The 14,477-nt window shown below is 74.4% G+C and carries 5 protein-coding genes; all 5 read right to left on the bottom strand.

Annotation, left to right across the window (positions count from 1 at the left end; all coding sequences use genetic code 11):
- Nucleotides 1–171: 171 nt before the first annotated feature.
- Nucleotides 172–387, bottom strand: a complete 216-nt coding sequence (locus BLW14_RS04865; protein ID WP_093704675.1) for an MbtH family protein — start codon at nucleotides 385–387, stop codon at nucleotides 172–174.
- A complete protein-coding gene (locus BLW14_RS04860; protein WP_093704673.1) occupies nucleotides 384–7,517 on the bottom strand; it encodes a non-ribosomal peptide synthetase in 7,134 nt (2,377 codons plus the stop codon). The genes BLW14_RS04865 and BLW14_RS04860 overlap by 4 nt, the downstream gene beginning before the upstream one ends.
- 173 nt (nucleotides 7,518–7,690) lie before the next feature.
- Nucleotides 7,691–11,494 (bottom strand): condensation domain-containing protein, encoded by a 3,804-nt coding sequence (locus tag BLW14_RS04855; protein ID WP_093704671.1) that lies wholly within the window; start codon nucleotides 11,492–11,494, stop codon nucleotides 7,691–7,693.
- A gap of 59 nt (nucleotides 11,495–11,553) precedes the next feature.
- Nucleotides 11,554–13,389 carry a non-ribosomal peptide synthetase gene (locus tag BLW14_RS04850; protein WP_093704669.1) on the bottom strand — a complete coding sequence of 612 codons (1,836 nt, stop codon included), beginning with the start codon at nucleotides 13,387–13,389 and terminating at the stop codon, nucleotides 11,554–11,556.
- 8 nt (nucleotides 13,390–13,397) lie between these two features.
- A complete protein-coding gene (locus BLW14_RS04845) occupies nucleotides 13,398–14,432 on the bottom strand; it encodes a TauD/TfdA family dioxygenase (protein WP_093704667.1) in 1,035 nt (344 codons plus the stop codon).
- Nucleotides 14,433–14,477 lie beyond the last annotated feature (45 nt).

Below are 14,477 nucleotides of genomic sequence, written 5' to 3'. Positions count from 1 at the left end.
CGAGGTTATGTACGAAAAGGGCTTCCGGGCGGAAGTCGAGCGGCAGTAGCGGGCGGCAGTTTCCCTTTCCCTATTTCGTGTCGAGGTGCCCTGACTTTCCGGCCGGCGGGCATACGGAAATGCCGCGCCCCGCAGGAGCTGCGGGGCGCGGCATTCAGTGAGGGCAGCCGGTCAGGCGTACTGGGCGACCAGGCTGCGAGGGCGGATGTCGGTCCAGTGGGCGGTGATGTAATCCAGGGCGTCCGCCCTGCTACCGGCCCCCCAGACGCTGTCCCAGCCCGCCGGGACAGCGGCGAACGCCGGCCACAGGGCGTGCTGTCCCTCGTCGTTCACCACGACGTGGAAGGAGCCCTCCGCGTCGTCGAAAGGGTTCACGATGTCGCTCATGAATAACTCCTCGTTTCGTTTTCCCGCAGGTTCTTCTCCTGCAGTGCGGAGAGTTTCTCCGCGATGACTTTCCCGATGTGTGCGAGAGGTTCTTCCTCGGTCATCCGGAGATGACTGGATTCCACGGTGTAGTTCTCGGCCGTTCCCGTCAGGAACGGATTCCAGGTGGCGGCCAGCGCGCCCTCCGGTTCGCCTGGCCGGCGCGCCGTGAAGAAGACCGCGCCGGTCGCGGCGACCCCGGGCACATGCCGGGACATGAGTGCCGCGTGAGTCTCGGAGGCGCGCAGCACGGCTCGTATCTCCTCCGTGCTGAAGCCGCCGAGCACCGGGTCCTCGCGCCGCAACCGCTCCACCGCCGCCGGCAGTTCGTCCTCCCCGAGCGCCGCCTCCCGCTCCCGGTGCGGCAGCACGGAAACGCTGCCCGGCCCGGTCTGGTGGACGTCCATCAGCGCGAGCAGTTCGACGCGCTGACCGGCGGCGCGGAGCCTGACGGCCATGGTGTGGGCGACTATCCCGCCGAAGGACCAGCCCAGCAGCCGGTACGGGCCCCAGGGCTGGACCTGGCGGATGCGCTCCAGGTAGTCGTCGGCCATCTCCTCCACGGTGCGCGGGCGGTGGCCGGGCTCGCTCAGCGCGCGGGCCTGGAGGGCGTACAGCGGCTGCTCGTCCCCGAGATGCCGGGCCAGGCCGGCGTAGGACCAGCCGACTCCGGTGCCCGGGTGCACGCAGAACAGCGGGCGCCGGGTGCCCCGGGTGCTCAGCGGCAGCAGGACGCCCATGGCGCCGGCCGTGCCGTCCGGGTCCTGCGTGCCGAGCAGCCCGGCCGGGGTCGGGGCGCGGAACAGATCGCGGACGGTCCGGTCCACGCCCAGCACCGAGCGCACCCGGCTCACCAGGCGCACACCGAGCAGCGAATGCCCGCCCAGGGTGAAGAAGTTGTCGTCGAGACCGACGCGCGGGACCCCCAGGATCTCGGCGAACAGCCCGCACAGCACCTCCTCGCGGGCGTTGCGCGGCGCGCGGTGCTCGGCCACGGGACGGTCCGGCGCGGGCAGCGCCCGGCGGTCCGGCTTGCCGTTGACGGTCAGCGGCAGGGCGTCCAGGACGACGACCGCCGACGGCACGAGATGGGCGGGCAGCGCGGTACGGGCCAGCGCGAGCAGCTCCGCGCCGGTGACCGCGGACCCCGCACGCGGCACCACGTAGCCGACGAGGCTCCGTTCGCCCGGCCGGTCCTCGCGGACCACGGCGAGCGCCTGGCCCACGGCGGGGTGGGCGGCGAGCGCGTGCTCGACCTCGCCCGGCTCGATCCGTACCCCGCGCAGTTTGACCTGGCCGTCCGCCCTGCCCAGGAACCGCAGTTCACCCTCGGGCGTCCAGACCACCCGGTCCCCGGTGCGGTACATCCGGCTGCCGTCGGCCTCGAACGGGTCGGGCACGAAACGCTCGGCGGTCAGGTCCGGCCGGCCCGTGTACCCGCGCGCCACATGCGATCCCGCGATGTACAGCTCCCCGGGCACACCCGGCGGCACGGGCCGCAGTGCCCCGTCCAGGACATGGCTGCGGGTGTTGTCCATCGGCCGGCCCAGGTGCAGCCCGGACCCGCCGAGCGGGCCCCGCCCGCCGGTGAGCCACTGGTTGTGCGAGGCGAAGGTCGTCTCGGTGGGCCCGTAGGAGTGGACGAGGACGGTGTCCGGGCAGTGCGTCAGCACCCGCTGCACGGCGGCCGGTGAGGCGACGTCGCCGCCCGTCCACACCTCGCGCAGCAGCCGCAGCGTGTCCAGCGCCTCGTCGGCCATCACATGGAACAGGCCGACGGTGAAGTAGGCCGCGGTGACGCCGTGTTCGCGTACGGAACGGGCGGTCTCCGCGAGGTCGGTGCCATCGCCCCTCATGAGGACCAGGCTGCCGCCGGCGAGGAGCGGCACCCACATCTCGAAGACCGAGGCGTCGAACCCGGTCGCGGAGTGGACCAGCATCCGGTGGGGGCCGCCCGATGCGGTGTCCCGGTCGGCGGCTAGTTCGGTGACGTTGCGGTGGGTGACGCCGACGCCCTTGGGCCGGCCGGTCGACCCGGACGTGAACATCACGTACATCAGGTCGTCCCCGTCGACCGCCACGGGCGTGCGGTCCGAGGGCGCGTCGCTCCCGGGGGGCGCGTCGACCAGGAGGACCGGTACGGAGACCTCCTCCGGCACCGCACCCGCCCGCCCCGCGTCGGTCGCGACGAGGCGGGCACCAGCGTCCTCGGTCATCAGCGCGATCCTGGCCCCGGGCAGAGTCGGGTCCAACGGCACGTAAGCGGCACCGCACTTGAGGACGGCCAGCGAGGTCACCACCAGCGGGATGCCCCGGTCGAGCAGGACCCCCACGGTGTCGCCCCGCCGCACCCCCGCCGCCCGCAGCCGGGCGGCCAGCGCGTCGGCGCGGGCGTCGAGCTCCCCGTATCCGACGGTCTCCGCGTCCGTGATCAGAGCCGGCAGTCCGGGGCCGAGCGCGGCCCGGCGGGCGATGACCTCGTGGACGGCGGCCCGCTCCCGCGTCACGGTGGCGGTGTCGTTGTACTCCGCGACCAGCCGGAACCGCTCGGCGTCGGTGAGCAGGTCCACGGCGCCTATCCGCACCCCCGGGTCGGCGGCGACGGCGTGCAGCAGCCGTCCGACGTGGGCGGCGAGCAGGGCGGCGGTGGCGGTGTCGAAGAGATCGGTGGCGTACTCCAGGCCGCCCGCCAGACCCGCCGGCCGCCCCTCGTCGTCCTTCCGCTCCCACAGCGAGAGGGTCAGGTCGAACTTGGTGGACAGCGCCTCCAGCGGTGCCGGTTCGAGCCGCAGCAGCGGCCCCGCGGCCGGGGCGGAGGCGTAGTCGTGGTGGAGTTGGACGACGTACTGGGCGAGCGGGTGGTGGGCGGTGGAGCGGGCCGGGTTGAGGTGCTCCACGATCCGGTCGAAGGGGAGGCCCTGGTGGGCGTAGGCGGCGAGATCCGTGTCGCGTACCCGCTCCAGGAGTTCCGCGAATGCCGGGTCCCCCGACGTGTCGGTGCGCAGGACCAGCGTGTTGACGAAGAACCCGACCAGATCGCTCAGCGCCTCGTCGTCGCGCCCCGCCGTCATGGTCGCCAGCGGCAGATCGGTGCCCGCTCCGTGCCGGGTGAGGACGGCGGCGAGGGCCGCCTGCACCACCATGAACAGCGTCGCGCCATGGCGCCGGGCCAGCTCCTCCAGCGCCTCGTGGGTGGCCGCGTCCACCGTCAGCGGCGCGTGGCCGCCCCGGTGCGTGGCTTCGGCAGGGCGCGGCCGGGCGGCGGGCAGTTCGAGGACGGGCGGTGCCCCGGCGAGGGCGCGTTCCCAGAACGTGAGGTGGTCATGCGCCGCCGGCCCGTCCAGAAGCTCCTGCTGCCAGAGCGTGTAGTCGGCGTACTGGACGGGAAGCGGCCGCCAGTCCGGTACGCGGCCCTCGGCACGGGCTGCGTACGCGGTGGCCAGGTCGGCGAGCAGCGGACCGGTCGACCAGCCGTCGGCGGCGATGTGGTGGACGAGCAGCACCAGCACCTGCCTGCCGCCGTCACCGTCCGGGGTCAGGAGTGCGGCCCGCAGCGGGATCTCGCCGGCGAGGTCGAAGACATGCCCGGCGGCCGAGGAGACGGCCGCCCGGAACCGCTCGGACGGCACCGTACGGACGTCGAGGACGGGCCGTGCACCGTCCAGGATCTCCTGGTGCGGCTCCCCGTCGACCGACCGGTAACGGGTCCGCAGCACCTCGTGGCGCTCCACCAGGTCGGCCAGGGCGAGGCCGAGGACCCCGGCGTCCAGCGGCTCGGCCGGACGCAGCACCAGCGGGATGTTGTACGAGGCGCTGGGACCCTCCAGCGCGTCGATGAACCAGAGCCGGCGCTGCGCCCGCGACAGCGGCAGGCGCTCCGGCCGGTCGGTCCGGCGGACGAGCGCGGGGCCCTTGTCCTCGGCGGCGGACCGTGCCTCCGCGATGCGCCGGGCCAGCGCGGCCGGGGTGGGCGCGAGCAGCAGGTCCCGTACGTGGACGTCGGCGCCCAGGCGGGCCCGGATCCGGTTGGCCAGCCGCACCCCGCTCATGGAGTGGCCGCCAATGGTGAAGAAGCCCTCGTCCGGGCCGACCTCGTCGAGCCCCAGGATCTCCGCGAACATCGCCCGCAACGTGCCGACGTGCTCCGCATCGGGCGCACCGCTCAGCGTGGCCGCCTCGGCTTCGGCGTCCTGCCGGGCGACGAGGGCCGCCACGCGCTCACGGCGCTCGTCCAGGGACCAGCGGTCGTCGTGGCCCAGCAGCGCGGCGTCGGCGACCGGCGCATCCGGTTCCGCGGCGGCCGTACGCAGCGCGCGTTCCAGGGCGCCCAGGAGGAGACGGGCGGTGGACTCGTCGAGGACGTCGCGGGCGTACTCCAGGCCGAGGTCGAGGCCGGCGGGCGCGCCGTCGGCGTCCCGGTGCTCCACACAGGCGGCGGTCAGGTCGAACTTGGTGGTCGCGGGGCCGTCCGCCCGGAAGCGGCCGGTGAGCCCGCCGAAGGCGAACGGGGCGTCCTCCGGGGCGGCGGTGACCAGCGTCAGCATCGTCTGGAAGAGCGGGTGAACGCCGGGCGTGCGCGGCGGGCTCAGATGCTCGACGAGCAGGTCGAAGGGGAGGCCCTGGTGGGCGTAGGCGGCGAGGTCGGTGTCGCGTACCCGCTCCAGCAGCTCGGTGAAGGCCGGGTCACCCGAAGTGTCGGTGGGCAGGACCAGCGTGTTGACGAAGAAGCCGACGAGTGCCGCCAGCGCCTCGTCGTCGCGGCCCGCGACCGGCGTGCCCACGGCCACTCGCTCCCCGCAGCCCGCCGCGCGCAGCGCGAGGGCCAGCGCGGCCTGGAGGACCATCAGCATGCTGGCGCCGTGCGCGTCGGCCAGGCCGGCGAGGCGCCGGTGCGCGGCCGGTTCGAGGCGCGCGGTGACCACACCGCCCCGGTGGTCCGGCACGGCGGGCCGGGGGCGGTCCAGCGGCAGGTCGGTGACGGGGGGCAGCCCGTCGAGCGCGGCCCGCCAGTGCGCGAGCCCGTGCGAAACGGCCGCGTCCGGGTCGCCGGCCGAACCGAGGACGTCGTGCTGCCAGAGGGTGTAGTCCGCGTACTGGACGGGAAGCGGCTCCCGCTCCGGCGCACGGCCCTCGACGCGGGCCGCGTACGCGGTGGCCAGGTCGTTCATCAGCGGCGCAAGCGACCAGCCGTCGCCCGCCACATGGTGCAGCAGCACCGCCAGCACCGCCGCCGGCCCGTCACCGGTCGCGTCCTCGGGCACGAACAGCGCCACCCGCAAGGGCAGTTCGCGCGCCAGGTCGAAGGTCTCGGAGACGAAGTCCGCCACCCGCCGCCGGAGTTCACCGGCCGGGCACTCGACGACACGGGCCCGGACCGTGGAGGCCGCCAGCACGTGCTGGTAGGGCTCGTCCTCCGGCGCGAGGAACACCGTGCGCAGCACCTCGTGCCGCTCCACCAGATCGGTGACCGCGGCGGCCAGCGCCGCCCGGTCGGGCACCCCGTCCAGCTCCAGGACGATCGGCATGTTGTACGCGCAGGACGGGCCGTCGAGCTGGTCGAGCAGCCACAGCCGGCGCTGCGCGTGCGAGAGCGGCACCCGGTCATCGGCGGGCAGCGGCTCCTCGTGTACGACCGACAGACGCGGGTCCGTGGTCCGCAGCACCTTGCGGTTGATCTTCCCCGAGCTGGTGCGGGGCAGGGCGGCGACGATCCCGACGGAGGCCGGGACGGCGGCGGCCGGCATGCGCTCGCGCACCAGCCCGCGCAGCTCCTCGGCCCCGACACCGCCCTCGGTGACGACGAACGCGACGAGCCGCTTCACCCCGTCGGCGTCCTGCTGGGCGACGACGGCGGCCTCCCGCACCTTCGGGTGCGCCGACAGCACGGAGTCGACGGCGGCGGGGTCGATGCGCTGCCCGCCGATCTTCACCTCGTCGTCCAGCCTCCCGTGGTACAGGATCTGGCGGTCCTCGCCGATCGTGACGAGGTCCCCGGTGCGGTAGGCGCGCTCCCCGTCCAGCTCGGTGAAACGGCGTGCGTTCAGCTCTGGGTTGCCGAGATAGCCCCGGGACAACCCGTGCCCGAGCAACCAGAGTTCACCGGCGACGACGGCGGCCCGGACCCCGGGCAGTGGGCGCCCGATCGGCACCGGCCCGTCCCCGTGCCGGGTCAGGTCGGCGACCGTGGCGACCACCGTGGTCTCCGTGGGGCCGTACGCGTTGAGCAGCCGCACCCGCTCCCCGGTCAGCTCGCGCCACTGGGCAACCCGCTCCGGCAGCGCGGCCTCCCCGTAGATGATCACGGTCTCCAGGCAGCCGGGCAGTCGCACCGAACCGGCGGCCAGGACGTGGACGAGCTCGTGCCAGTACGCGGCCGGCAGGTCGAGCAGCGTGATCCCGTGCCGTGCGCAGCCGGCGAGCAGATCGCGTACGTCCAGCATGTCGTCCGTACGCAGCACCAGCGTCCCGCCGGCCCCGAGGGTCGCGAACAGCTCCTGCACGCTGGCGTCGAAGTGGAGCGGCGAGAACTGGAGGACACGGGAGGCGGGTCCGATGCCGTACGCGGGGACGGCTCCCGCGATGAAGTGCGCGAGCGAGTCGTGGGCGACGACGACACCATTGGGGGTGCCGGTGGACCCGGAGGTGTAGATCACGTACGCGGCACCGGCCGGTACGCCGGGGCCGGACAGCACGAGTTCGCCGGCGGCGGCCACCTCGCCGGGCGTGGGCGCCAGGTCACCGCAACTGTCCTTGAGGATGGCCGCGTTCCGGGCGTCCGGGGCCTGGATGTCGAGCGGGAGGTAGGCGGCGCCCGTGCTCAGGACGGCGAGGAGGCCGACGACGGCGTCGATCCCGCGAGGGCGGTGGAGGGCGACGAGGCGGCCGGGGGCGGCGCCCTCGGCGGCGAGGACGCGGGCCCGTTCCCGTACGGCGTCGGCGAGTTCCGCGTAGGTCAGGCGGGCGGTGTCGTGGACCAGGGCAGGGGCGTCGGGGCGGGTGCGCGCCTGGTGGGCGATGAGGTCGAGCACCGGCGGGGCGGGCGCGGGAGAGGGACCGCCGTCGAGCAGGTCGTCCGTTCCGATGGGGGGCATCCTGGGTTTTCCTCCGGTTAGGGCCGAGAGAGACCGGGGCGGCGAACGGTTCCTCTCGCCTCCGTGGCCTTCACGCTAGGGGCCCGGGACTGCCCCCCTCGGCAGTCCGTCCGGCAGCTCGGACCGGCAGAAACGGGGTACGGAGCTGCCGCCCCGTACCCCGCCCGGCCGGTTCATCCCCGGCGGGCGCCCGCCCTGGTCCGGCGGCGCAGTGCCGGCGCGGCCGGACCGGCGTCCTCCGGCTCGATCGCGTCCGCCACGGCACCGGCGAGCCGCTGGGAGAGCGTGGCCGCTGTCGGATTGCGGAACACGTCGCGCAACGTCAGGTCCTGGCCGAACTCGGACCGGATCCGGTTCAGCAGACGGACCGCCAGCAGCGAGTGCCCGCCGGACTTGAAGAAGTTGTCGTCCGCCCCGACGTCCCGTCCGCCCAGCACCTCCCGGAAGATCCCCAGCAGCCGCGCGTCCGCGCCCCCGCCGGCCGTCGCTGCCGGCTTCGCGTTGTCCTCCTCCGACAGCACCGCCGGGTCCTCACCGTGAGCGGGCAGCCAGGACGCCCGCACCACCCGGGCCGGCGCCAGGTACTCCGGCAGCCGCTCGGCGGCCCAGGCCCGCAGCGTGCTCTCGGCGGGCGGCGTGCCCGGGGCGCAGGTGACGAAGACCAGCAGCCGGCCGTCGCGGACGAGGGCCCGCGCCCCGGTCACCGCCGGGTGCCGGGTGAGAACGCCCTCGACCTGTCCGGGTTCCACCGGATAGCCGTTCACGGACTGGACGGCCACGGGCCGCAGCAACCCGTCCGCGTCCCGGTACGCGCGCCGCCCGGTCGCCCGCAGACCACCGCCCGGCGCCGGCTCGTGCACCTCGCCCGGCACCCGGACCGGGGCGGGGCGCCCCTGCGCGTCGAGCACCACGTCCGGGCCACCGGGCGCGGGCCGCGCCCCGCCCAGCGTGGAGAGCGGGGCCTCGGGGTCGGCGGCGCACGCGTCCAGGACCTCGGCGAGCCGCCGGGTCAGCAGCCGCGCGGTCTCCGCGTCGTACAGGGCCGTCGCGTACTCCAGGACACCCCGCAGCCCGGCCGGCGCCCCGTCCGGGCCGGTGGTCTCGGTGAGCGCGAAGGTCAGATCGGACTTGGCGCCCGTGCCCTGGAACGCCATCGGTTCGCCGTCCAGCGCGGACGGGGCCGCGGAGGCGTCGGCCACCCCCGCGTGCACCTGGAGCATCACCTGCACGAGCGGGGCGTGCGCGGACGATCGGTGCGGGCTCAGGTGCTCGACCAGCCGGTCGAACGGCAGATCCTGGTTGCTGTACGCGCCCAGGCCCGTGTCGCGGACCCGGCGCACCAGCTCGGTGAAGGCCGGGTCGCCCGAGGTGTCCGTGCGCAGCACCAGCGTGTTCACGAAGAACCCGACGAGCGGGTGCAGCGCCTCGTCGCCCCGGCCGGCGACGGTGGTGCCGATCGCCAGGTCCTCGCCGGCCCCGTGCCGCGTGAGCAGGGCGGCGAGCGCGGCCTGCACCACCATGAACAGCGTGACGCCGTTCTGCCGGGCGAAACGCAGCAGCGTCCCGTGCGTCCCGGCGCCCACCTCGAACGGGGCGAGGGCACCCCGACCGTCCGGCTCGTGCCCGCGGGGCCGGTCCGTGGGCAGCGCGAGCAGTGGCGGCATCCCGTCGAGCGCGGTGCGCCAGTACGCGAGCTGCTCGCCGGCCACCCCGTGCTCACCGTCCAGCAACTCGTGCTGCCACAGCGTGTAGTCCGCGTACTGGACGGGAAGCGGCCGCCACCCGGGCGCCCGGCCCTCCGACCTGGCCCGGTAGGCGTGGTCCAGGTCGGCGAGGAGGCAGCCGGTGGACCAGCCGTCGCCCGCGATGTGGTGAACCAGGAGCACCAGCACCTGGCCCCCGCCGCCCTCCTCCAGGAGCCAGGCCCGGAAGGGGATCTCGGCGGCGAGGTCGAAGACATACCCGGCGGCGGCGTCGACGGCCGCCCGCAGCTCCTCCGCGCCGCCCGTCCGCACCATGTCGAGCACGGGTTCGGCGTGGGCCAGCACTTCCTGGTACGGCTCGCCGTCCGCCGACCTGTGCACCGTGCGCAGCACCTCGTGCCGTCGTACGACATCGGCGAGCGCGGCGCGGAACGCGGCCGGTTCGACCGGGCGGCGCAGCCGGGTCACCACAGGGATGTTGTACGTGGCGCTCGGCCCCTCCAACTGGCCGACGAACCAGAGGCGTTGCTGCGCGGCGGACAGTGGCAGCCGGGCCGGTCGCAGGGCGGCGGGCACTGGGCGCAGCGGTGGCCTGACCGGTCCGTCGCCCTGTTCCGTGAGGCGGCGCAGCAGCCGGGCGGGGGTGGGCGCCAGGAACACGTCGCGGATGGCGGCCTGGACGCCGAGCGCCTTGCGGACGCGGTTGGTGAGCTTGCCGGCGAGCAGCGAGTGCCCGCCCAGTTTGAAGAAGCTGTCGTCCGGGCCGACCTCGTCCCGGCCCAGCACCTCCGCGAACAGGCCGCGAAGGATCTCCTCGCGGGGGTCGGCGTCGGGGGTGCGCCGGCCTCCGCCGTCGTGCGGTTCGCCTTGGGTGGCGGCGGTCCGCTCCGCGGCCCGGGTCAGGGCCTCGTGACGGCGGTCGATGGCCTCGCGGTCCGAGGCGGTGAGCAGACCGGTCCGGCTGAGGGGTGTGCCGGCCGGCTGTTCGGCGTACGCGGTCAGCGCGCGGTGGAACAGGGTGAGGAGCAGCTGCGCCGTCTCCTCGTCGTACAGGTCGGTCGCGTACTGAAGGCCGAGCAGTACCCCGGCGGGATCGCCGTCCGGGCCGTAGGTCTCGGCACAGTTGAAGCTCAGGTCGAACTTGGCGGTTGCCAGGTCCGCGGCGTCGAGGGTGCCGGATACGGCGCCCAGGGTGCAGGTGGTGTCCTGCGCGGTCTGCGTGGTCAGCATGACCTGGAAGAAGGGGTGCAGGCCGAGGGACCGTTCGGGGTTGAGGTCCTCGACGAGCAGGTCGAACGGCAGGTCCTCGTGGGCCATGGCGGCCAGGTCCCGTTCGCGGACCCGGTCGAGCAGTGTGCCGAGGTCCGGGTCGTCGGACAGGTCGGCGCGCAGGGCGAGCGAGTTGACGAAGAAGCCGACGAGGTCGTGCAGATCCTCCTCGGGCCGGCCCGCCACCGGTGTCCCCACCACCACGTCGGGCCCCGCCCCCGCCGCCTGCAAAGCGGCGCAGAGGGCGGCCCGTGCGGTCATGAAGAACGTCGCGCGGTGGGCGCGGGCGGTGTGGGCGAGCGCCTTGTGGGCGGCGGCGGAGAGGCGGGCGGTGACCAGCGCTCCCCGGTGGCTCGGTTCGGCGGGGCGGGGACGGTCGGCCGGCAGCCGGGTCGCGGCCGGTGCGCCGTCCAGCGCCTCACGCCAGTGGGCGAGTTGTTCGTACGCCAGGCTCTCGGGATCGGCGGGGTCGCCGAGCATGTCCCGCTGCCACAGCGCGTAGTCCGCGTACTGCACGGGCAGGGGTTCCCACCCGGGTGCGCGGCCCCCGAACCGGGCCGTGTAGGCGCGGTCGAGGTCGTTGAGCAGGCAGCCGACGGACCAGCCGTCGGTCGCGATGTGGTGAACGAGCAGTACCAGTACGGCGCTTGTGCCGTGGACCGTGAACAGCCGGGCCCGTAGGGGCAGATCACGGGTGACGTCGAACGGCAGGCGCACGAAGGCGGTGACCAGTGCGTCCACGTCGTCGCCGGGCCCGCACTCCCGTACCTCCAGGCGCACGTCGGGATCGCCGACGACGTCCTGGTACGGCTCCCCGTCCACGGCCCGGTAGACCGTACGGAGCACTTCGTGGCGGTCCACCACGTCACGCACCGCCGCCTCCAGGGCCTCCCGGTCGGGCGCTCCGTCCAGGCGCAGCACGACGGGTGCGTTGTACGCGGCCGACGGGCCTTCGAGACGGTTCAGGAACCACAGCCGGTGCTGGGCGTACGAGAGGGGGATCACGGTTGCTGCTCCTCGGGGATGGCGGGGGCGGGCGGGAGTAGAGGACGGGCGGGAAGCGGTCAGCCATCCTTGGCGGCCAGCAACTCCTCGATGTGGGCGGCCAGATCACGCAGTCTCGGGTGGGCGTAGACCGCCTTCACCGGCAGTGCGACGGCGAGCTCGGCCCGTACGCGCGAGACCAGCTTGATCGCGAGCAGCGAGTGGCCGCCCAGCTTGAAGAAGTTGTCGTCCGGGCCGATCGAGGCCGCGCCCAGGACCTGCGCCCACACCCGGGCGATCAGCTCCTCCGCCCGCCCGTCGAGCCCGGCACCCTGCTCCGGCGCCTCGGCCTGCGAGGCCGCCTCGATCCGGGCCGGCAGCGCGGCGCGGTCCAGCTTGCCGTTCGGCGTCGTCGCGAACCGGTCGACCGCGACGAACGCGGACGGCGTCATGTACGAGGGCAGCGCGGCCGCCACGGCGGTACGCAGCGCGGCGGTGTCCCCGCCCCGGTGGTAGGCGATAAGGCACGGACTGCCCCCGGCGTCCTCGCCCAGGACCACGGCCGCCTCGGCGGAGCCCCCCCGGGTCAGGGCGGCCTCGATCTCCTGCACCTCGATGCGGTGGCCGCGCAGCTTCACCTGGCCGTCGAGCCGCCCCAGGTGCACCAGCCGCCCGTCCGGCAGCAGGCGGCAGCGGTCCCCGGTGCGGTACATGCGGCTGCCCGGCGCGCCGAACGGGTCGGCAACGAAACGCTGGGCGGTCAGGTGCGGGCTGCGGCGGTAGCCACGGGCGATCCGGGGCCCGGCGAGATACAGCTCCCCGGCCTCACCCGGCCCGACCGGCGCCAGGCGCTCGTCCAGCAGCCGCATCCGCAGCCCGGGGAGCACGGCGCCCATGTGCGGCTCGCCCGGCTCCTCGATCCAGCCGGCCGTCGCGTCGACCGTGCACTCGGTGGGCCCGTACACGTTGACCGCGCGCAGCAGACCGGAGCGGTGCGCGGCGGCCAGCCGGTCCCAGAGCGCCGGGCCGATGGCCTCGCCGCCGACCAGCAGGGTCAGCGGGCGCGGGCCGCCGTCCTGGGTGAGCAGGTCGAGCAGCGGTTCGGCGTGCGACGGCGTGATGTCGAGATCCGTGAGCCCCTGCTTGTCGACGTAGGCCGCCAGCAGGGCCGGGTCGCGGCGCGTCTCCTCGTCGATCATCACCAGCGTGTCGCCGCGCGACAGCCGTACCCACTGCTGGACCGACGCGTCGAACGACGGCGACGCGTTCCACCCGACGCGCGCGCCCTCGCCGCGCGCCGCACCCTCGTCCTCCAGCTCCCGCAGCAGCAGCGAGGCCGAACCGCGCGCGATCTCCACGCCCTTGGGCCGGCCCGTGGAGCCGGAGGTGTAGATGACGTACGCGAGCGCGCCCGGCCCGACCCGGACCGGCGCGAAGTCCCCGCCCGGGAAGGCGGTCAGCTCGTCGGCCGTGACCGCACGGGGCCCGGCGGGCGCCGGACCGGTGCCGTCGGTGACCACCAGGTCGGCCCCGGAGTCCTCGACGAGCAGCCGCCGCCGCTCCTCGGGCAGCGCCGGGTCCACCGGGAGGTAGGCGGCGCCCGCCGTGAGGGTGCCGATGATCGCGGTGACCAGAGCGGCACCGCGCGGCAGGCATAGCGCCACGACGCTCTCCGGACCGGCGCCTCGCGCGGCGAGTCCGGCGGCGAACGCGGCAGCTCGCTCCCGCAGTTGGTCGAAGGTGAGCTTCCGGTCACCGGCGACCACGGCAGTGCGGTCACCGGGCACGGCCGCGAGCCGGGCCATCAGGTCGGCCGCGCCGGTCCCGGCGGTGGTGCACGTCTCGCACGGGCAGCCGGCCGGGTGGGAGGGGGCAAGGGCGGCGGCGGTCGTGCGCTCGGGGAGTACGGCGGTCATCGCGGGGCTCACTTTCCGTACAGGGTGGTGGAGGGGGCGGAGGCGGGCGAGCAGTCGGACAGCGGCACGGGCTCGCCCATGGCGACGAGGATCTTCCGCTCCCCGGTGAACGCCTCGCGGCCGTGCGCGCACAGGATGTTGTCGACGAGCATCACGTCGCCCGCCTGCCAGCTCTCCCGTACGGTGACCGCCTGGTACGCCTCGTTGATCGCGTCCACCTCCGCGTCGGTGAGGGCGGTGCCGTCCCCGAGGTAGGTGTTGAACGGCAGCCCGTCCTCACCGAAGGTCTCCACCAGCACGTCGCGGACGTCCTCGTCGAGGCTGCGGGCGTTCCAGAACGCGAAGTGGTTGAACCAGACCTTTTCGCCGGTCACCGGGTGCGTGATGATCGCCGATCGCCGCTGCCGCGTACGCAGGGTGTCCTCGTCCAGCCACTCGTAGCCGATGGCGTGAGCGTCGCAGTACTCCTCGGCGCCGGCCGGGCTCTCCGAGGAGAACGCCTTGCGCCACGGCATGCCGGCCAGGTCCGAGTAGTTGCGTACGAGCAGCCAGCCGGCCTTCGCGAACCGCGCGGCCAGCTCCGGCGGCAGCATGGCCAGCGCGGCACGCATGTCACCGACCGTGGTGGCCCCACCCGTCTCGGCTGCGGTGACGCACCCGAAGAGCAGCACACCGGGGAAGTCCAGCGTGTAGCTGTTCTCGTTGTGCAGCCGGATCGGCTGGACGGCCGGCAGGTCGGTGGAGGAGAACACGCCCTCCCCGAAGTCGGTGCGCGGGGTGGCCTTCTCCTTGTAGCCGGCCCGCTCCGCGATCAGCGCGTCACGTGCCTCGGCGAACGTCGCCGCGTCCCGTACCGGCAGGCCGCGCAGCATGACCGCGCCGGATCGGTGCAACTCCGCCTGGATCGCGGGCCGCTGGGCGGTCAGCCACGCGGTGGCCTCCGCCATGGAGCCGAACTCCGGCGTGTGGACGATCACCGGCTTGCCGGGCTCGCGGACGGGGGCGATACCGGTGGCGGCGGGCGGCTGGGCGAGAGCGGTCACGATGGGTTCCTCTTCCTCGGCTTGGCTTGAACGAAGTCGGGTGTG

This window comes from Streptomyces sp. 2131.1 (genome assembly GCF_900105515.1).
Classification (GTDB): Bacteria; Actinomycetota; Actinomycetes; order Streptomycetales; family Streptomycetaceae; genus Streptomyces; species Streptomyces drozdowiczii.
Note: the sequence above shows the minus strand (reverse complement) of the source record. Positions and strands in the feature narration are given on the sequence as shown.

What these genes read in the sequence shown, in the direction of transcription:
- BLW14_RS04850 (WP_093704669.1), bottom strand. Translation starts at nt 13,389, where the DNA reads ATGACCGCCGTACTCCCCGAGCGCACGACCGCCGCCGCCCTTGCCCCC.
- BLW14_RS04865 (WP_093704675.1), bottom strand. Translation starts at nt 387, where the DNA reads ATGAGCGACATCGTGAACCCTTTCGACGACGCGGAGGGCTCCTTCCAC.
- BLW14_RS04860 (WP_093704673.1), bottom strand. Translation starts at nt 7,517, where the DNA reads ATGCCCCCCATCGGAACGGACGACCTGCTCGACGGCGGTCCCTCTCCC.